Here is a 19409-nt window from a genome sequence, read left to right as displayed (position 1 = left end):
CAACCTCGGCACTTGGTATGGTGAGTGGTGCCGACCCCCGTGGTCCGTGATCTCGTTATTTCCTTAACAAAGTGTTAACAGCAGCCCCACAGGCCCGTGAACAGGCGGATTTGCTTGTGTAAGAGGCGAAAATCCGCTTGAAGCGGTCCAAAAGCGGTAATTTCTCGCAGAGAGAGCAGATGAACACTTTGGACGAAGATCTGGATCCACGCGCGGTTCGTGACCATGGCGGCGGGTTGGACAAGGCGATTGTCAAATATGGCGGGCAACGCACCGACTGGATCGATCTGTCCACCGGCATCAATCCTCATGCCTATCCCGTGTCCGGCCTGACGGCCGGGGATTGGGCCGAATTGCCGGATCACGGGGCGTTTGAACGGCTCAGCGATGCCGCGCGCCGGTTCTGGAACGTGCCGCAGCGTGCCGCGATCCTGCCCGCGCCCGGAGCGTCGGCGATCATCGCGCGTCTGCCGGCTCTGGCCGCGACGGGTACGGTACAGATCACGCCGCCCACCTATAACGAACACGCCGCCGCCTTTTCGGCGCAGGGGTGGAAGGTACGGCAAGACGCGCCCAGCGACACCCGCGTGATCGTACATCCGAACAACCCGGACGGGCGAATCTGGCAGGAAAGCGACGTATCGGCACCACTTACCGTGATTGACGAAAGCTTTTGCGACGTCATGCCGGACAAGTCCTTGATCCATCTGGCAGACCGCCCCGGCGTGATCGTGCTGAAGAGTTTTGGCAAATTCTGGGGGCTGGCCGGGGTAAGGCTGGGGTTTGCCATCGGACGGCCGGATATGATCAGTCGGTTGAACGATCTGACCGGCCCTTGGTCGGTATCAGGCCCGGCCTTGCGGGTCGGCACACAGGCTTTGATGGACAACCGCTGGGCGGACGCCACGCGTGCGCGTCTGGCTGACGAGGCCTCAAGGCTGGATGCGCTGGTCACGAGAAAGGGGGCCAAGGTGATCGGCGGCACCAGCTTGTTCCGACTTTATCAGGTCGACAACGCCGCCCATTGGCAAGGCCGTCTGGCACAGTCCCACATCTGGAGCCGCATCTTCCCCTATTCTGAAACCTATCTGCGCCTTGGGCTCCCGCCCGAGGATGGATGGAACAGGTTGGAGGCCGCCCTGTGAGCCCTGGCCTGATGCTGGTCTGTGCCATGTGTCTGGACGCAGCACTGGGGGAACCCGACTGGCTCTGGTCGCGCGTCAGGCATCCGGCGGTGATGATCGGCAACCTGATAGGCTGGCTGGATACACGCCTGAACCACGGGGCCCAGCGCCGTTCAAAAGGGGTGGGTGTGCTTGTCCTGCTGGTTTGCGGCGCAGGGGCGCTTGGCTGGGGTTTGTCCCTGTTGGGGCCGGTGATCGAAATCCTGGTCTGCGCGATCCTGTTGGCGCAAAAATCGTTGGTCACCCATGTGCGCGCCGTGGGCGAAGGGCTGATGGCCTCGCTGTCAGAGGGGCGGGCACGGGTGGCCATGATCGTCTCGCGCGATACACGGGACATGACCGAGGCACAGGTGGCACGCTCGGCCATCGAAAGCGCCGCTGAGAACGTCAGCGACGGCGTCATCGCGCCTGCTTTCTGGTTTCTGATTGCCGGGTTGCCGGGGCTGCTGGTCTACAAGGCGGTGAACACGGCCGACAGCATGATCGGATATCGCAATGAAACGTACCGCGCGTTCGGCTGGGCTTCGGCACGGTTCGACGACCTGCTGAACCTGATTCCGGCCCGCCTGACCTGCGTGATGATCGTGGCGCTGTCGGGCCAGTGGTCGCGCTGGCGCGAAATCTTGGCAGATGCGCACCGTCACATCTCGCCCAATGCGGGCTGGCCCGAGGCCGCCATGGCCCGCGCGCTGAACGTCGCCCTAGCCGGGCCGCGCAGCTATGACGGCAAGGTGCGGGATCTGGCATGGGTCAATGGCAATGCTCAGCGCGAGATCGGAGCTTTGGACATTTTCCGCGCATGTCGCATGTTGTGGCGTGTTTGGGGGCTTGCGCTTGGGCTCGTGTCGGTGTCGGTTGGGTTCGACCTGATTTTCTGACGGACATTTGTCATGCGTTTTCTTTCCGGCCTGATCGCCGCCACCCTGTTTGCCCAACCTGCCCTGGCCCAATGTGGTGGTGGCTTCAATTCCTTTGTCAAAGGGCTAAAGACCGAGGCCGTGCAGCAAGGCTTTGACAAATCCACCGTGAACGCGTTTTTCAAAGGCGTGCAGCAGGACAGCGCCGTGCTGAAGGCCGATCGGGCGCAGGGGGTGTTTCAGAAACCCTTTATCGAGTTTTCCCGGCGGCTGATCTCGGCCAATCGGATCGAACGCGGGCAGGCGATGTCGCGCAAATACGACGCGGTGTTTGACCGGATCGAAAAGCAATACGGCATCTCACGCGGGGTGTTGCTGGCCTTCTGGGCGTTCGAGACCGATTACGGATCATTTCAGGGCGACTTCAACACCCGCAATGCACTGGTGACTTTGGCCCATGACTGCCGTCGCCCCGACCTGTTCCGCCCTCAAATCTTCGCCGCCATCGAACTTTATCAGAATGGTGATTTCGACCCGGCCCGCACAACGGGCGCATGGGCCGGCGAAATCGGTATGGTCCAGATGCTGCCGCGTGACATTCTGGAAAACGGTGTCGATGGTGACGGCGACGGGCGTGTCCGCCTGAAAACCTCGGCCCCGGATGCGCTGATGTCCGGCGCCAAGATGCTGTCGCATCTGGGCTGGCGCGCAGGCGAACCGTGGTTGCAAGAGGTCACGGTGCCCGCGCAGATGGACTGGTCTCTGTCCGGCCCCGGCAAGCCCCGGTCTGTGGCCGATTGGCAGGCCATGGGCGTTCAGGCACGCAGCGGGTCGCTCGCAAACCTGCCTGCCTCGCTGATCCTGCCCCAGGGGCACAAAGGCCCGGCCTTTCTGGCCTATCCCAACTTCGACGTCTATTTCGAATGGAACCAGAGCTTTGTCTATGTCCTGACCGCCGCCTATTTCGGAACACGTCTGGAAGGGGCGCAGATCTACGATGCCGGCAATCCCGCACAGGGTCTGAACGGTGCACAGATGAAGCAGCTGCAAAGTAAGCTTCAGGCCAAAGGGTATGACGTTGGCAATGTCGACGGGATCCTGGGCGCTGGCACGCGGGCGGCCGTGCAGGCGGAACAGAAGCGGCTTGGCCTGCCGGCCGACGCGTGGCCGACAGTGGATCTATTGAACCGGCTTTAGGCAGCAATCACGCTTACGCGACCCATTCCCGTTGCTGCGGAACACAAGGCGCAAAGGCGCGCGTCGTCACCGTGGCACCCTCGGTTTCGATTGCCGTGTTGGGCTGTATCTCGAGCCATCCCTCGTTGATGGCATCCAATGGCTCGGACGAAATGATGATACCGTCTTTGCAGGCCTTGTAGTGCAAGCTGGGCGCAAACCGATCCGAGGCATATCGGGCCGCAAAAACCCGTTTGCCGTCCGACCAGCAGGCGGCAAACCGAAGATAGGGTGATGCTCCGCGGCGCCTGGAAAGGGCTTCGACCCGACCGACCGCACGCGCCATTGCACCCACAGGATCGGTGTCCAGCCCCTCGCCATGAGCGATGAGAAAGATCGCCTCGCTCTCGGTTGCGCCCATACGATGCAGGTACAGATGCGCCGGGATCATGGCATCAAGCTCTTGCCGGATTCGTTCATGACCCCCAGCCTGACCGTTATGCATGAAACTCCACCTGCCGACGCCGAAGGGGTGACAGTTGTTGCGCGAGGTCGCCGTACCCGTCGAGGCCCGTACATGGGCCAGAAACAGCCGGGATTTCGTGTGATGCGCCAATTGCTTCAGATTGGCATCGGACCACGCCGGATGGGTGTCCTTGTAAAAACACGGCGTGTCACGATCAGAATACCATGCCAGACCGAACCCATCCGCGTTTATCGGAGTTTTTCCGATCAATGCATTTCGGCTTTGAATGACAAGCGATTGTTCTTGCTCGAGGACCAGTTCGTCCAGATATCGCTGCTGCCCAACCCAAGCCAAGAATCGGCACATGTGCCTGTCTCCGTCCGTCAGTGAAAATTTTCGGGACGATACCACCTTGGTTGTCAGTTTTTCTCCCATACACCATCCGATTTGTCGGGTTTTCCCTATCAAATGCACGGAAATTGCAAAAATTTCAGATCAATTTCACTTACTACGCACCGGATACCGATCGCCTTTTTCGTCAATCAGGATCAACCTGCCCCCGTTGCGCACATACAAATCGCATCGGCTGAACCCATTGCGGTACGCGATGCACACGCTGCCATCATCGGAAATCGCGTAAGTTCCAAAGGCAGAATCTCCGCTTGCATATGTATAGGAATAGGCGCCCCCGGCCGAGAATTTGGCCTGTCCGTCGTCGTAAAAGGTCAGCGTCTGCCCCGCCAAAGCATCAAGCTCTGCGGCTGTAAGGGGCGTGTCCCCGGTTTTGACAGGCCAGTCGGCTGCAAAAACAGGGCCGGCGGCGATGAGGGCGGGGATCAAAAAGCGCGTCATGCGCTCAGGTTAGCGCGATAAAGCCGCAACCGTCATAAACTTCCAGTGAGCGGTCAGGCGACCATCTGTTCGGCCTTCTTCAGATCGACCGAAACCAGCTGGCTGACGCCCTGTTCCTGCATCGTGACACCGAACAGGCGATCCATGCGCGCCATGGTCACCGCGTGGTGGGTGATGATCAGGAACCGCGTGTCAGTCTGGCGGCACATCTCGTCCAGCAGGTCGCAGAAACGGGTGACGTTGGCGTCATCCAGCGGCGCGTCGACCTCGTCCAGCACACAGATCGGCGCGGGGTTGGCGAGGAAGACGCCGAAGATCAGCGCGGTCGCCGTCAGGGTCTGCTCACCGCCCGACAACAGGCTGAGAGTCGAGAGCTTCTTGCCCGGCGGCTGGCACATGATCTCCAGACCCGCGTCCAGAGGGTCGTCACTTTCGACCATCACAAGATTGGCCTCGCCGCCACCAAAGAGATGCTTGAACAACATGGCGAAGTTGGAATTCACCTGTTCAAACGCGGTCAGCAAACGCTCGCGCCCTTCGCGGTTGAGGCTGGCGATCCCGCTGCGCAGCGCCTTGATCGCCTCTTCCAGATCGGCTTTTTCGCTGCTGAGCGTATCGAATTCTTCCTGAACTTCCTTGCTGTCTTCCTCGGCCCTCAGGTTCACCGCACCCATCGCATCGCGCTGACGTTTGTGACGGTTCACTTCGGATTCCAGAACGTCCGCAGCCGGCATCTGGTCGGGGTTCACGTCCAGCTGGTTCAGCAATTGGTTCGGGGTCAGTTGCTGATCTTCGGCAATCCGTTCGGCCGCCGCGACAACACTTTCCTTGGCCGCGTCACAGCGCGCCTCGGCCGCGGCACGGCTTTCGCGCGCTTCTGATGCCAGACGCTCGGCTTCCCGTTCGGCCAGAACGATTTCACGGTGCATAGCCTCGGCTTCGGCCAATTTGTCGGCGGCTTCGGCGCGCCGTGCTTCGGCGGCTTCGATCTGTTCGTTCAGCTCCTCACGCGCCTCGGCGATTTCGCCGGGCACGGCCATGGCCTCGGTCAGCTCTTCTTCCGAGCTTTCCTTGCGCTCGGCAAGTTCGGAAATCCGCTTTTCAGCCGTTTCCAAACGGTGGCGCCACCCGCTGAGATCTTTCGCGACCTCCTGGCTGCGACGCGTGCGGGCGTCCCCCTCACGGCGCAGCTCGTCATGGGTCGAACGGTGGGTCAGCATGGTGATCCGCGCCGCCTCGACCGTCTGCTTGATGTCTTCGACCTGTGCGCGGGCACTGTCGAGATCACCCAGACCGGCCAAAGCCGCTTCGGCGTCGCGCAGTTGCGCGCGGGCGGCCATGGCGTCGTCCTTGTGGCGGTCAACGGCGAGGGTCAGAGTTTCCAGCTTGCCCTGGGCCAGATTGCGGTCGGCCTCGGCCCGCGATAGTGCGCGCGCGGTTTCGGCCATGCGCTGATCAGCAGCACGGCGGGCCTCACGCGCGCGCCGGTCGGCCTCGGTCACGTCCGCCAATTGCTGAGACAGCGCCTCATGCGCGGCACGGGCGCCGTCAGCCTGTGCTTCGGCACGGGCAAGGTCCTGTTTCAGTGCTTCCAGCCTGTTGAGCTGCTCCAACCGCAGAGCAGCAGCACTTGGCGCGTCTTCGGCCCAGGCACGGAACCCGTCCCAGCGCCAAAGGTCGCCCGAGCGGGACACCAGACGCTGGCCGGGTTTCAGCGATGCCTGCAACCGTGCGCCCTGATCCGCATCCACCAACCCGATTTGCGCAATGCGTCGGCTGAGACGATCGGGGCCCGATACATGAAGCGCCAGAGGCTCGGCCCCTTCAGGCAATGGCTGGTCGCTGTCATATCCAGCCACCTGCACCCAGCCGGATGGCCCGTCACCCTCGACCAGCGGCGCGCGAAGATCGTCGGCCAGAGCAGCACCCAAAGCCTTTTCATAACCGGGTTCGACGCGCAGCAGGTCCAGCACCTGGCCGCCTTCCGCCGTGTCGCGCTCCACCAGCTTGGCCAGCGCCGTGGTTTCGGCCCGGATCGCGCCCAGCTCGCCTTCTGCCTCGGACCGTCTTGCCCGGGCCTCGGCTTCGCGCGCTTGCGTTTCGTTGCGCAGTTCATCCGCCGCGGCAAGCGCCTCTTCGGCGGCTTCCACCGCTTCACGGGCTTCTTCTTCGCCCGATTGGGCGTCTTCAAACGCCTCGCTGGCGCGGATCAGGGCCGTCTTGGCCTCGTCCACGGCTTTCCGGGCTTCTTCCTCTTCACTCTCGGATCGGGCCAGTGTCTTGCGACTGTCTTCGACCAGACGCTGGGCGGACTGGTGCCGGGCGACAAGACGGGCCATATCTTCGGTTTGCTGCGACAGGTGGTCTTCGCGTTCCTGTAGGATCGACGCTGCCTCGCGGGCGATTTCCGCCGCTTCGGCCACTTTCTCATCGTGACCTTCTGCCGCCTTGGCCAGTTCGCGCGCTTCCCATTCCAGCCGTTCAATCATTTGCCCCGCATCGCGGTTCAATCCGGCTTCGCGTTCGATATCGTTGGACAGCTGCTGGATTCGGTTGGTCAGCGTCTCGATCGTTTGACGGGCGCGGGTTTCCTGATCGGACAATTGATCGCGCTGCACCTGCTGGCGTTGCAGCACGGCGGCGGCGATGGCCTCCTCCTCACGCAGCGGCGGCAGGGTTTCCTCGATCTCGGCACGTTTTGCGGCAGCAGCGCGGGCTTCAGCCTCGGCACGGGAGGCTTCGGTGATCCGCTCACGCAGTTTTTCTTCGGCCTGCTGGCGGGCCATGTCGGCCTCTTTCCAGCGTCGATACAGCAGCATCCCCTCGGCCTGACGCAGCTGTTCGCCAATTTCACGATAGCGGGCCGCCTGACGGGCCTGACGCGCAAGCTGGGCCAGTTGTCCGCCCAACTGCTCCAGCACGTCATCGACGCGGGTCAGGTTGGCTTCGGTGCCTTTCAGCTTGAGCTCGGCCTCATGGCGACGCTGATACAGGCCCGAGATCCCGGCGGCCTCTTCCAGAATGCGGCGCCGGGCGCGCGGCTTGGCGTTGATCAACTCGGCAATGCGGTTCTGTCCGACCAACGCGGGCGAATGCGCACCGGTCGAAGCATCGGCAAACAGCATCTGCACATCGCGCGCACGAACGTCTTTGCCATTGGTCTTGTAGGCACTGCCCACATCGCGGGTGATGCGGCGAACGATTTCCAGTTGATCGCTGTCGTTGAACCCCGACGGCGCCAGACGTTCCGAGTTGTCCATGGTCAGGACAACTTCGGCAAAGTTGCGCGCGGGTCGCGTGGCGGCCCCGGCAAAGATCACGTCTTCCATCGCGCCACCGCGCATGGATTTGGGGCGGTTTTCACCCATCACCCAACGCAAAGCTTCCAGAAGGTTGGATTTGCCGCAACCATTCGGGCCCACCACACCGGTCAACCCGTCCGCGATGATCAAATCGGTCGGATCAACAAAGCTTTTGAAGCCGGTCAGTTTGAGCTTGCTGAAACGCAATGGCTGCGTGCCCCATGATTCCTGTGCATTGGAAGTCTGCGCAAGGGATGGGGTCTGAGTCAACGGAGTTGCGCAGGATATGGGATATCACCCCAAGTTATCCACAACATCTTGCCGAAATACGCAAGAACGCGCGCATCTCAATACGGCGTGCATTCAAAGACCTGATACCCGTTTTCCCCACCGACGTTTTCATAAAGACCAAAGTCGATGCATTCGTAATTGGGGGTCGAGACGGCCGTCAGCAAAAGCCGCTCACCCGCATCACGGTCACACCCCAAAACCCCAACGGTCACGGCTGCATCCCCCAGCATGTCCAGAATTGGACATCCCGAAACCTGTGCCATCGCCAAAGCGGCGCGATCCCGGACCGGGCCCAGCCGAGGGGCGTATTGCACGTTGATCCGCACAGCCTCGGCCAGGTCGCCGCGCACACGCACATCAAAGACACTGCCATTCACAGCCACGCGCGTGGCGGGAACGTCACGGAAATGCGGAGTACCGGCGGCGCAGGCGGCCAGCAACAGAGGTGCGAGAAACCGGATCATGCCGCAGAGTTGCAGCATTTTGGTTAACAGAACCTTTCCGGACGTCAGGCCCGCAGCACCTCTCCCAGCCGGCGAATGCCTTCGCGTATTGTCGCCTCGTCAGAATTCGAAAAACTGAGACGGATCGTGTTTGCCCCGCTGCCATCCGGGAAAAACGCCTGCCCCGGAACAAAAGCTACTTTGACGGTGTCCAGCGCACGCGCCAGCAGGTCAGAGCCAACCATCCCCTCGGGCAACGTGACCCAGATGAACATTCCCCCCTCGGGACGTGTCCATTCCACCCCGCCAGGCATATGCTGTTCCATCGCGTTCAGCATCACATCACGACGGGCGCGATAGACGTTTCGTACTTTCGGAATATGGGTGTCGAAACAGGCCTGCGCCACCTGATGCACGGCCATCTGGTTGATGGTCGCGGAATGAAGGTCGGCTGCCTGTTTCAACAGCACCATCTGGGAAATGACTGGCTTGGACGCAACGACCCATCCCATGCGCAAACCCGGCGACAGCGTTTTCGAGAAACTGCCGCAATAGATCGTCCGACAGTCCTCGATTGACCCTTTGCGCGCCTGCTCCAATGACAGTATGGGGGGGATCGGATCCCCGTCATAGCGCAGAGCCTGATAGGCTCCGTCCTCTATCAACGCGCAATCCAGTTCCTCGGCCAGATCCAGCAGAGCATCTCTGCCCTGCAAGTCCACGGTTTCTCCCGTCGGGTTCGCAAAATCCGCCGACAGATAGGCAAATTTCACTGCGCCTGCGCCCGTTGCGGCCTTGTATTCCTTGGCCCCCTGATTGCCATTGAGCCGGTCAAAGCGTGGCTCGTAGGCGTTGAATGCAGCCAGCGCGCCCAGATAAGTGGGCCACCCGACCAGGGCCGTGTCACCGGGGGACAGGAACAGCTTGCCCAGATAGTCCAGCGCCTGCTGTGACCCCGAGGTGATCAGGATGTTGTCGATGTCACAGGCCACTCCGATTTCGCGCATGTGCTGCGCCAGCCACTGCCGCAATGGGACATAGCCTTCGCTGACCGAATATTGCAGCGCCTGCGCTTGCAAATCCGGCCCCAGGGCCTGCTGAAACGCCTGAGCAAACGCATCGGCGGGAAACAGTGCGGGATCAGGAATCCCACCGGCAAAGGAAATGATGCCGGGTTGGTCAAGCAGCTTCAGCAATTCGCGAATCTCTGACGCTTTCATTCGCGAGGCCCGGGTGGCAAACAAAGGGTGTTGGGACATGAGGCTCCTCCGATCTCAATTCGGCGCAGCCTAAGCTCCCCACCATTAAAGTCAATATTACTGACCTAATTATTCAATGGATGCGACCGGGGATTCTTGAACAGCACCGACGTCCATGGTCAAATGAATTGACCAATTTCGGAAGATGAGATGCCATTTCACAAAGTTCAGACGGAAAAGCTGTCGCTCGCAGTCGTTCGCCAGATCGAGCTTTTGATCCTGCGAGGCATCCTGCGCCCCGGCGAGCGCCTGCCATCCGAGCGGGAGTTGGCAGAGCGCATGGGCGTTTCGCGCCCGTCCCTGCGAGATGCGATTTCCGACCTTCAGGAACAGGGGCTTTTGACCGCGAAGGCCGGATCCGGGATCTATGTGGCCGAGGTTCTGGGCTCTGCCTTTTCCCCGGCACTGATCCGTCTGTTCGGCAGCCATGAAGAAGCCGTATTCGATTACCTGTCCTTTCGCCGTGACATGGAAGGGTTGGCGGCGGAACGGGCCGCGCGCCTAGGGTCAGACAGCGACCTGAAGGTCGTTCAGGCGATCTTTGACAAGATGCAGGCGGCCCATAACCGAAACGCTGCGAATGACGAGGCGCAGCTGGACGCCGAGTTCCACATGGCCATCATCGAAGCCAGCCACAATGTGGTGATGCTGCACATGATGCGCTCGATGTATGACCTTCTGGTGCAGGGGGTGTTCTACAACCGTCAGACCATGTTCCGTCAGCGCGCCACCCGCGAGGCCATCCTGGATCAGCACCGCGCCATCAATGCGGCGCTGCAAGAGCGTGATCCCTTGGCCGCCCGAAATGCAATCGAACGCCATTTGGATTTTGTGGAACGCTGCATGGCGGACCAGCAAAAGGCCGATCGGAACGAAGCTATTGCGCAACAAAGGCTGCAACACGAAACCGGGCGGGGCTGAGCGCGGTCCGGATTTTGCAGACTTGGCAGGGCAAGGCCGGGACTAGGCAGCGCCTGACGCGGCTGGCAGCAGATGTCGGGGGAACGGCGCGCCGCTGCCTTCTCCCATTCGGTTCTCCGCGGCCAGTGTCGTCAGCGCCGGGTCGATGAACAGCCTTGCGCCGCGATCTCTCAGACGTTTGTGCAGCATTACATGTTCGCACACCTGTTGGCCTTTTTCGTCCCGGCAAGAATAGCGCAACCCTCGCAACGCGCGGGATTTATACAAACCGGCGCCGCCGAATGCGCTGTCGACCGGGATCAGGGGCGTATCGGCAGGAATGTGGAACTGGCGGTCAAAAACAGCGGACTTCATGACAGACCGGCGCCACTTGCGACGCCCGAACAGCGGCCTGCGCGTGCTTTGAATGCGTTGCCACACGTCTTCATCACACCAACCCGAACAACGCAAAGCGTAGATATCGTCATATGCTGGTTTTGGGTTGGCGAAAACACCCTCCCACAACGGGGCGACCCGCTGCGCTGCTGTCAGAACCGCCTGGGCATCCAGGCAGGTATTCGGACCATCCAGATCCAACACCAGCGTCAACTCCAGGTCCGTGTCCTGATCCTCGAGTTTTTTGAGAACTGCATTTCTGGCCGCCGTGATACGCTCGACCCGGTTTGGCAATTCTGACGCAAGACCATCCAGTCGCAGGATATCGACATGCCGGCTTTGACCCGCATAGTCGGACAACACTTGATCCGTACCGTCCGTGTTGTCGTTCGTGGCAATGGTGACGGTGAACCGGTGCAACTGCGCAGACAGGTTTTCGATTCTGTTGATCGTGTCGATCAGCGCCGACCCGCCATTTCGAACGACGCCGACAATATTCATCGAAACTGCGTTGCCTGACACCGCCTGTCTTTCCCTGTTGTTTTCACGCCCCCATCAGGGCGCTCCTATCAACCTGATCCCCGGCAGGTCGTAGGATTCGGAGTGTTTGAAACAACAGAAACAGAAGCATGGCAAAAACAAAAGACCCGACAGCCAAAAGCTCTCGGGTCGTCTGTATCACGTGTCTGTCGGGGTCACCCGTCAGTGCAGCTTTGCATCCACATCTGCAATCGATGCGTCGATCAGCTTGTTGGCCTGCGCTGCGGTCATTTGCTTTGCCAGAACTGAGCTGGCCGCCGAAACCGCAACCGATACGGCCTGATCACGCACTTCCTTCAGTGCAGACGCTTCGGCCGAAGCGATCTGGTCCTGAGCTGCGGCCAGACGACGCTCGATCGACTTTTCCAAGTCAGCTTTCGCCTGTTCTGCCGCCAAGGCCGCGTCTTCCTTCGCTGCCGCGACGATCGCATCGGCCTGCCCCTGAACTTCACGCTGCTTGCGCTCGTACGAGGCCAGCAAACTGCGGGCTTCTTCATGCAGAGCACGGGCTTCGTCAAGTTCGGATTTGATGCCTTCGGCACGTTTGTCCAGCGCGCCACCGATCATACCGGGGACCTTGAAGTAGAACAGGACCGCGATGAAGACGATGAAGCCCAGAAGGACGACAAAGTCGGTATTGCCAAGCGAAAAGAACGGGCCGCTTGCAGCCAGCGCGGGGCTGGCGGCACCAACGGTCAGGATAAGGGCAAGAGTGTTCCGCATGTCACTTATCCTTTCGTCTGTGCGTCTACTGCACTGTCGATGGCTTTGGCATCTGCCTCGCCGCCCAGTGCGGTGACCAGTTCAGCCGCCGTATCCTTGGCAACCACTTGAATGCTATCCAGCGCACCGGCACGGATTTCGGCGATTGCCTTTTCCGATTCAGCCGCCTTGGCAGCGATTTCCGCATCCGCCTTGGCAATCGCGTCATCCAGTCCAGCCTGAATTTCAGCGCGTGCTTCGGCAGCGATACGCTGCGCTTCGGCACGGGCATCGGCCAGCGCCTTGTTATAGGCCTCTTCGGCCTCGACCGCCTTGGCCTTCAGATCTTCGGCCGCAGCCAGGTCATTTGTAATGGTCCCCTGACGTTCAGCCAGGATTGCCGCGATGCGCGGCAGGGCCACGCGGGACAGGACCAGAAAGATGACGACCAGCGTAATGACCAGCCAGAAAATCTGGTTGGGGAACCAATCGAAGCAGAGCTGTGGCATCCCGATGGCAGAGCCATAGGAGTCGACGCACGAGCCAGCTACCTCTTTTGTAAGGGGTTCAGTCGCCATGATATCCTCCGTCGGAAACTTGTCTTTACAACAGGTGGGCCGCTATGGCTTGGACCCACCTGCGCGTAAGGATCAGGTTCCGCAGATTATACGGCGAACATCAGCAGCAGCGAGACCAGGAATGCAAAGATCCCCAGGGCTTCTGCGAACGCGATACCGATGAAGAGGGTTGCGGTCTGCGAAGCAGCCGCCGAAGGGTTGCGAAGGGCGCCGGCCAGGAAGTTGCCTGCTACGTTGCCCACCCCGATTGCGGCTGCGCCGGAACCGATTGCTGCCAGGCCTGCGCCGATGTGTGCGAGATCGCCTTCCATGATGTATCTCCTTACGAATTGGAAGTTTCGATGTTGGGGTATCGGACCTTAGTGCGAAGGATGCAGCGCATCTTTCAGATAAACACAGGTCAGAATGGTGAATACGTAGGCCTGAATGAAGGCCACCAGGACCTCAAGACCATACATAGCGGTGATCGCCAGAACCGACACGGGCGAGATCACGGCAATCGCGGCGAAGCCCGCGAAAACCTTGATAACCGCGTGGCCAGCCATGACGTTGCCGGCAAGACGAATGGAGTGGCTGACCGGGCGCACGAAGTACGAGATCAGCTCGATGATCGCCAGGATCGGGCGCAGCGCCAGAGGCGCGCTGGAGACCCAGAACAGACCCAGGAATGCGGCGCCGTTTTTCACGAAACCCAGCACGGTCACGGTCAGGAACACGGCCAGCGCCAGCGGGATGGTCACGGCAAAATGCGACGTGGTGGTGAACGAGGTCGGGATCAGCCCCAGGAAGTTCGCGCAGACGATGAACATGAACAGGGTCATGACATAGGGGAAGTATTTCACGCCTTCCTTGCCGCAGATGTCTTCCAGCATCTTGTAGATGAAGCCATAGGCCAGCTCGGCCACCGACTGCATACGGGTCGGAACGATGGCGCGTTTCGAGGTGGGCAGTACCAGCAGAGCGATTATGGCCAGCACTGCAAAGAACAACCACAGGGTCACGTTGGTGACCGTGAACATGCCTACTGCACCGTCGCCGAACAGCGGCTTGACAATGAACTGATCCATCGGGTGGAATACCAGGCTGCTGCCTTCTGCTGCGGTGGTCTCGGTTGCCACGTTCAGTCCCTCTCGTCCTTCTCGGCAGCCGTTGCCGCCGTTTGTTTCTCTTGAACCTCTTTCGCGCTGCGGAGCATAACCTTCACGCCCGCGACAAGGCCCAGCAATGTAAACAGCACCAGAAAGATCGGGATCGTCCCGAGCAGGCTGTCCAGCCCGTATCCGATGCCAAATCCGATCCCCAGACCGGATACCATTTCGATGACCATCCGCCAGGCAAGCTCACCACCGGACACGTCAGCATCCGCACGAGGCTTTGGCGCTTTGGCCTTTTTCGCCGCTTCGATCTTGGCCTCAAGCTGCGCCATACGCTGCTTTTGGTCATCATCGGTCACGGGCGTTTCCCTCGTACAATCTTGGGCATGGTGCTAAGGCGCGAAGCGCGCAGAGTCAACGACCTTGAATGCCCTCATTGACGCAGCCTAAAGCATTGAAAATTTTATGATTTTCAGAAGTCACAGGGCGTGTCATTAGTTTCGAGGGCCACCGTTGTGCCGCCAAAGCCCAGAATCCGCATATTCAACCAAATGGTTGACCAATCCCGGCGGCTATGGTTGAGCGGACTCATGTCCAACGATCTCGACACCGTCTTTGCAGCCCTCGCCGACCCCACCCGCCGCGCCATTCTGGCGATGCTGCTGGAGGATGACATGGCGGTGACGGATGTGGCCGAACCGTTCGAGATGTCGTTGGCGGCGATCTCCAAACACCTGGTCATACTGACCAAGGCCGGTCTGATCAGTCAGGAAAAACGCGGGCGGGTAAAATGGTGCAAGCTGGAACCCGACGCCTTGCGCGCCGCTTCGGTCTGGATGCAGGGATTCGGACAATTCGAGCCCGTCAATCTGGACGCGTTCGAACGGTTTCTGGAAACTGAACTGCCAAAGTCGGGCGAGGCCTAGCGCACCACAAAGACTGACATGCTGGCGTGTTTCGCCAGATAACCGGCGTGGCTGGAAAAAATATAGTCGGTGATCCGGGGCGCGTGGGTGCCGACAATGACCAGATCTGCGCCGATCTCCTCGGCCGCGCGGGTCAGATCGCTGTCCACCTCAGCGGCAACGTCGACCGAGTGGATTTTGCGCATCGAAACGTCTGATCCACTTTCTGCGGCCAACTGTTCGGTGAACCCCGCCAATTCCTTGTCGATCTCGGCCTCGGTTTCCGAGGATTCACCCATATGGGCCCCGGTGACGCTGACCAGAGTGATTTTGGCGCCCTGCCACTTTGCAATCTGCCCGGCAACATCGGCTGCTTTGCGAACTTCGGGCGGTAGATGCCGGTCAACCGGCAACATGATATGTTTGAACATGATCTCCTCCATTTGCCTGCCAAAGAGGTTATGGAAGGGCCCACAGGGGTGCCTTGATCTGGCTCAACAAATTCCACCGCTGGAATACATCTTGGATCTGCCGGGTTTTTCCAGCGAAGACGTGGCTTATTCCATGGCGCGGCGCACTGGCACCGAGGGCGGAACTTCCTCTTTCAACAACATCAGCAGGGCGATGATTGTCAGCGCCACACCACCCAGGATCAAACCGGTTGGCACGCCTTTGCCCAGCGCAATCTCCCACAGAATGACCCAGCTGGGAACCAGGTAGGTATAGGCCATGACCTTGGCCGACGGCAGCCGCAAGGAAGAAAACTGCACCAGCACGAAGCTGGCTGCCGTTGCAAAGAACGAAATATAGAACAGACCGATCCAGACAATAGCCGGAAGCCCGGCCCAATCGGTTGCCATCAGGTCTGACCAGCCGAACACGACCAACAACAGACACCCGGCGACCAGCGTACCGAAGGTGAATACCACGGCGGGTTCTCCTCGGTTCAGCTTGCGTATCATGGGCGTATAGATCGCATGGGCGACGCAGCCCCAGAAATAGATGATTTCGCCGCCACCGATTTCAAAGGCGCGGAACATTTGCCAATCGGCCCGGAAAATCACCCAAAGCGCCCCCACAGCGCCAATGGTCAGGGCCAGCGCCATGCGCGGAGTCGTGATTTGGCGCAACAAGACCCACCCCGCCATGGCAGAGACAACTGGTGTCAGGGTGAACACCGCTGCCGCACTGACAGGTGGGGCGGTTTGCAACCCATAGAACATCAGGACGAAATAGGTGGCGAACAAAGCCCCGAGCACCAGATAGCGCCAAGGGGCCTGCGCGGCGCTGCGCGGCAGGCCGGTTGTCGCCAGTGCGGCCAAACCAATCACGGCAGCCGCAATCGCAAAGCGAACCGCATTCAGGGCGGCTGGCGCGATTTCGTTGGCGATCATGGACCCCAACGAAAAGCTGCCTGCCACAAGGGCTGAAAAGGCAAGCATGGCCAGATGGCCACGCATCTGCGGGCTCATGGCTGCCAGCCTTTGGCTTCTTCTTTCAAAAAGCTCAGGAACGCCTGTACCTTTGTGGTGCGGTGCAAATCCACGTGGGTCACCAGCCACAGATTGCCGAACCATTCCGGCAGCGGATCAATCACCTCGACCAGATTGTCGTGGCGGGCGGCCTCCCAACGGGCCATGAAACCGATGCCGGCACCGGCCAGAACCGCCTCGCGCATGCAGAAGTTGTTGGTACAGCGGAAGGTGATGCGATCGGCGGGTACTGTCGCGCGCAGCCAGCGGGTGAACGGCGCGCGGCTGGTCTCATCATCGGAACTGACGAAGTGATGGCGTGCAAAATCTTCGATTCCGGATGGCTTGCCGAACCGTTCGATGTACGAGGCGCTGGCATAAAGACCAACTTCCTCTTGTCGGAAAGGCTGGACGACATTGTCGGGTTGATCGGGGGCCGATCCGGCGCGGATCGCCACATGCGCCTCACCGTATTCCAACCGGAACAGCCGGTCGCCCGTCAGGTATCGCACGATCAAGTCCGGATGCATCTTTTGAAACGCGGTGAGCGTCGGCACCACCAACGGGGCAAGAGACCCCAGGGATGTCACGACCAATTCACCCGAGACATCGTCTCCGCGTCCCTTCATCCGGCCGACAAGCTGGTTGAACTGATCTTCGGTCGCCTGTGCCACGCGCAACAGATCGTCGCCTGCTTCGGTCGGCGTGTACCCGCGGGCATGGCGCTGGAACAGTTTGACACCCAATCGCGCCTCGATCGCATCTATGTGGCGGATCACGGTGGCGTGGTGAACACCCAGAACCTCTGCCGCGCCGCTGACCGTCCCCATGCGCGCCACCTGATAGGCGGTTCTCACTTCATCCCAATTATCCATGGCAATGTCGTCACTGTGCAATTTCCAACAATAACTGTTGATGTATCCGAGTTTTGTTCATCAACGCAACAATCATATTGGACGCAGGACAAGATTCCCCTGACCGAAAGGACCAAAACAATGACCAAAACGATCCTTCACATCGACTCATCCGCCCGCCGCGTGAACTCGACCACGCGCGATCTGTCTGACCGTGTGGTCAAGCAACTGGGCGCAGACCGTATCATCCGCCGCGATCTGGCCACCCCCCTGCCCCTGCTGACAGAAGACTGGATCGCCGCCAATTTCACCCCCGCCGAGCAGCGCGACGATCTACAGCGCGACCGGCTGGCCCTGTCGGACGAACTGGTTACCGAACTGCAAGAGGCCGACACCATCGTCATCGGCCTGCCGATCTACAACTTTTCGGTGCCTGCCGCATTCAAGGCCTGGGTCGACCTCGTGGCGCGCGCGGGCCTGACCTTTTCCTACACGGAAAACGGGCCCAAAGGCCTGCTGGAAGGGAAACGTGCCATTCTGGCTATCGCATCGGGCGGTGTTCCTGTCGGATCCGAAGCTGATTTCGCCACCAATTACGCGCGCCACGTTCTGGGCTTCATCGGCATTCATGACGTCGACGTCATCGCCGCGGATCAGATGGCCGTGAACCCGGATGCGGCTCTGGAAAGTGCCCACAAGGCGCTTGCGGAGCTTGCTGCCTGATCGCCTCTGGCCAACGAGCGTGGAAACGTCCAGTCTGCATGCGAGCAAACAGGCAGACTGGATGGGCCACATGAAGAAAATCGGCATTCTGGGCGGTGTGGGCTGGGCCTCGACCGTCGATTACTACCGGGCGATTGCCGAAGGGGCCGGGCGTTATCACGCGGAACGCGGCCATGGTTCGCCTTTGCCGATCCCACCAATGACCATCGAATCCGTTACGCAGGCCAGAACGCGCGCCCTGCGCGGTGTCGCCGGTGATGAGGCAAGCTGGGCGGATTTTGACGCGGTGTTCCGCGACGCCCTGCTGACTCTCGAACGCGCCGGGTGCGATTTTGGCATTATCGCGTCCAACACCCCCCATGCGCGGCTTCACGCGATACGGCAGGGTGTCTCGATGCCGATCCTCAGCATCTTTGACGCAACCGCCGAGGCGACGGCAGGTACCGGCGCATCACGGGCTCTGGTCCTGGGAACAACCGTGACGATGCAGGCCACCAACTATGCGGATCGACTGGCCGCCGAAGGCATTACGGCGAATGAACGGTTGCCCGAACCCGAGATTTCCCAGATGCAGGCCATGATCGACAGTGATTTCTACGGTGGTGCGTCTGACATCGCCCGCGCCAGACTGCTGGCGTTTTGCGACAAGCACGCCAGCCCCGGAACCGCGATCCTGCTGGCCTGTACCGAGCTTCCACTGGCTTTTCCCAACCACCTGGACGATCCGGTGTTCGAAGCTGACGGGCATCTGTTCGTCAACCCGTCAGCCGCGCATGTTGCCGCCGCATTGAAAGAGGCGCTGATGTAATCAGGGCAACCACGTGACCGCGCAGCCGATGCGCTCGAAAAAGGCCATCATGTCGGCCCGCGTCAGGGCCACGGTGCGGTCGTTGACAAGGGGGTGCATGTAAATCACCTCGGCCTGCTGTGCGGCCGCGTCCATGAAGAACCTGACATCATTCTGAACACCGTTGATCATCGCCAGCGGGCTGACCGCGCCGGGGCGTATGCCGAGATTCTGAAACAGCCGGTCCGCCGAGCCGAAGGACAGGTTGCCTATGTCCAACTCGGCCCCCAAAGCTTTGAGATCAATCTCGCGGCTTTGTTCCAAGGTCACCAGATAATTGCGCTTTTTCTTGTCGCGCAAATACAGATTCTTGACCCTCAGCGCGTTCTCTCCGGGTGTCATGAACTGGTCTTCGACCGCCTTTGCATCCTCGACCGTACGCAATGGCACATGGGTATGCAGGCGATAGGTCAGCCCCCAATCTTCCATCTGCGCAAGCAATGCGTCCGAACTCAGCGGCAAAGTGTCCTGATAGGTGGATGAAGCGTCCATGAAGCCCTCGCTTTTTTGGATTGCTCATCGCGCAACAAAACTTGGAATTCAAGCGCGAGACATACAATTGCGTGGG

The 19409-nt window shown here is 60.3% G+C and carries 22 protein-coding genes; 7 read left to right on the top strand and 15 right to left on the bottom strand.

Translation table 11 applies throughout. The features are described from left to right. The first annotated feature begins 179 nt into the window (after positions 1 to 179). The 3 genes from cobD to FIU92_RS02520 are packed head-to-tail and all read left to right on the top strand — an operon-like array spanning position 180 to position 3238. On the top strand, positions 180 to 1145 hold the full coding sequence (gene cobD, locus FIU92_RS02530) for a threonine-phosphate decarboxylase CobD (protein WP_152457059.1): 966 nt from the start codon (positions 180 to 182) through the stop codon (positions 1143 to 1145). Then, positions 1142 to 2062 carry an adenosylcobinamide-phosphate synthase CbiB gene (gene cbiB, locus FIU92_RS02525; protein WP_152457058.1) on the top strand — a complete coding sequence of 307 codons (921 nt, stop codon included), beginning with the start codon at positions 1142 to 1144 and terminating at the stop codon, positions 2060 to 2062. The genes cobD and cbiB overlap by 4 nt, the downstream gene beginning before the upstream one ends. A gap of 12 nt (positions 2063 to 2074) precedes the next feature. Continuing rightward, on the top strand, positions 2075 to 3238 hold the full coding sequence (locus tag FIU92_RS02520; protein WP_152457057.1) for a lytic murein transglycosylase: 1164 nt from the start codon (positions 2075 to 2077) through the stop codon (positions 3236 to 3238). A gap of 13 nt (positions 3239 to 3251) precedes the next feature. Here FIU92_RS02520 and FIU92_RS02515 read toward each other — a convergent pair whose 3' ends face one another. From FIU92_RS02515 to FIU92_RS02495, 5 genes are all read right to left on the bottom strand, one after another. Continuing rightward, positions 3252 to 4049, bottom strand: a complete 798-nt coding sequence (locus tag FIU92_RS02515; protein ID WP_152457056.1) for a class II glutamine amidotransferase — start codon at positions 4047 to 4049, stop codon at positions 3252 to 3254. Positions 4050 to 4184: 135 nt separating this feature from the next. Next, positions 4185 to 4535, bottom strand: a complete 351-nt coding sequence (locus tag FIU92_RS02510) for a hypothetical protein (RefSeq protein WP_152457055.1) — start codon at positions 4533 to 4535, stop codon at positions 4185 to 4187. A gap of 53 nt (positions 4536 to 4588) precedes the next feature. Next, positions 4589 to 8044: a chromosome segregation SMC family protein gene (locus FIU92_RS02505; RefSeq protein ID WP_152457054.1), complete on the bottom strand. Its 3456-nt coding sequence runs from the start codon at positions 8042 to 8044 to the stop codon at positions 4589 to 4591. 140 nt (positions 8045 to 8184) lie between these two features. After that, entirely contained in the window at positions 8185 to 8592 is a 408-nt protein-coding gene (locus FIU92_RS02500) for a hypothetical protein (RefSeq protein ID WP_152457053.1), read from the bottom strand. A gap of 44 nt (positions 8593 to 8636) precedes the next feature. Then, a complete protein-coding gene (locus FIU92_RS02495) occupies positions 8637 to 9830 on the bottom strand; it encodes a PLP-dependent aminotransferase family protein (protein ID WP_152457052.1) in 1194 nt (397 codons plus the stop codon). Positions 9831 to 9980: 150 nt separating this feature from the next. Between FIU92_RS02495 and FIU92_RS02490 the strand changes: the two genes are divergently transcribed. Beyond that, positions 9981 to 10751 (top strand): FadR/GntR family transcriptional regulator, encoded by a 771-nt coding sequence (locus FIU92_RS02490; RefSeq protein ID WP_152457051.1) that lies wholly within the window; start codon positions 9981 to 9983, stop codon positions 10749 to 10751. Between the two features lie 42 nt (positions 10752 to 10793). Here FIU92_RS02490 and FIU92_RS02485 read toward each other — a convergent pair whose 3' ends face one another. The 6 genes from FIU92_RS02485 to FIU92_RS02460 form a co-directional block, all read right to left on the bottom strand. Further along, entirely contained in the window at positions 10794 to 11627 is an 834-nt protein-coding gene (locus FIU92_RS02485; RefSeq protein ID WP_152457050.1) for a hypothetical protein, read from the bottom strand. A gap of 201 nt (positions 11628 to 11828) precedes the next feature. Continuing rightward, a complete protein-coding gene (locus tag FIU92_RS02480; RefSeq protein ID WP_152457049.1) occupies positions 11829 to 12389 on the bottom strand; it encodes a F0F1 ATP synthase subunit B in 561 nt (186 codons plus the stop codon). Between the two features lie 5 nt (positions 12390 to 12394). Further along, complete coding sequence (locus FIU92_RS02475) at positions 12395 to 12946, bottom strand: F0F1 ATP synthase subunit B' (RefSeq protein WP_152457048.1); 552 nt, start codon at positions 12944 to 12946, stop codon at positions 12395 to 12397. Between the two features lie 86 nt (positions 12947 to 13032). Then, on the bottom strand, positions 13033 to 13257 hold the full coding sequence (locus FIU92_RS02470; RefSeq protein WP_005981269.1) for a F0F1 ATP synthase subunit C: 225 nt from the start codon (positions 13255 to 13257) through the stop codon (positions 13033 to 13035). 48 nt (positions 13258 to 13305) lie between these two features. Then, entirely contained in the window at positions 13306 to 14064 is a 759-nt protein-coding gene (locus FIU92_RS02465) for a F0F1 ATP synthase subunit A (protein ID WP_152457047.1), read from the bottom strand. A 2-nt stretch (positions 14065 to 14066) separates the two neighbouring features. Further along, on the bottom strand, positions 14067 to 14399 hold the full coding sequence (locus tag FIU92_RS02460; RefSeq protein ID WP_152457046.1) for an AtpZ/AtpI family protein: 333 nt from the start codon (positions 14397 to 14399) through the stop codon (positions 14067 to 14069). A gap of 231 nt (positions 14400 to 14630) precedes the next feature. Between FIU92_RS02460 and FIU92_RS02455 the strand changes: the two genes are divergently transcribed. After that, positions 14631 to 14966, top strand: coding sequence for a helix-turn-helix transcriptional regulator (locus FIU92_RS02455; RefSeq protein ID WP_152457045.1), 336 nt, complete (start codon positions 14631 to 14633; stop codon positions 14964 to 14966). On the opposite strand, the gene FIU92_RS02450 is transcribed toward FIU92_RS02455, so the two are convergent. The 3 genes from FIU92_RS02450 to FIU92_RS02440 all read right to left on the bottom strand — a co-directional run bounded on the left by FIU92_RS02450 (position 14963) and on the right by FIU92_RS02440 (position 17292). Continuing rightward, positions 14963 to 15376, bottom strand: a complete 414-nt coding sequence (locus FIU92_RS02450; protein WP_152457044.1) for a universal stress protein — start codon at positions 15374 to 15376, stop codon at positions 14963 to 14965. The genes FIU92_RS02455 and FIU92_RS02450 overlap by 4 nt on opposite strands. A 126-nt stretch (positions 15377 to 15502) precedes the next feature. After that, positions 15503 to 16417, bottom strand: coding sequence for a DMT family transporter (locus tag FIU92_RS02445; protein ID WP_152457043.1), 915 nt, complete (start codon positions 16415 to 16417; stop codon positions 15503 to 15505). Beyond that, positions 16414 to 17292 (bottom strand): LysR family transcriptional regulator, encoded by an 879-nt coding sequence (locus FIU92_RS02440; protein WP_152457042.1) that lies wholly within the window; start codon positions 17290 to 17292, stop codon positions 16414 to 16416. Before FIU92_RS02440 ends, FIU92_RS02445 begins: the two co-directional genes overlap by 4 nt. Positions 17293 to 17412: 120 nt before the next feature. On the opposite strand from FIU92_RS02440, the gene FIU92_RS02435 reads away from it, so the two are divergent. Continuing rightward, on the top strand, positions 17413 to 17994 hold the full coding sequence (locus FIU92_RS02435) for an FMN-dependent NADH-azoreductase (protein WP_152457041.1): 582 nt from the start codon (positions 17413 to 17415) through the stop codon (positions 17992 to 17994). Positions 17995 to 18064: 70 nt separating this feature from the next. Next, complete coding sequence (locus FIU92_RS02430; RefSeq protein WP_152457040.1) at positions 18065 to 18802, top strand: aspartate/glutamate racemase family protein; 738 nt, start codon at positions 18065 to 18067, stop codon at positions 18800 to 18802. Here FIU92_RS02430 and FIU92_RS02425 read toward each other — a convergent pair whose 3' ends face one another. Continuing rightward, positions 18803 to 19333 carry a prolyl-tRNA synthetase associated domain-containing protein gene (locus tag FIU92_RS02425; protein ID WP_152457039.1) on the bottom strand — a complete coding sequence of 177 codons (531 nt, stop codon included), beginning with the start codon at positions 19331 to 19333 and terminating at the stop codon, positions 18803 to 18805. Positions 19334 to 19409: the final 76 nt, after the last annotated feature.

The organism is Ruegeria sp. THAF33 (assembly GCF_009363615.1).
Classification (GTDB): domain Bacteria; phylum Pseudomonadota; class Alphaproteobacteria; order Rhodobacterales; family Rhodobacteraceae; genus Ruegeria.
This window is presented reverse-complemented; position numbering and strand designations above follow the sequence as displayed.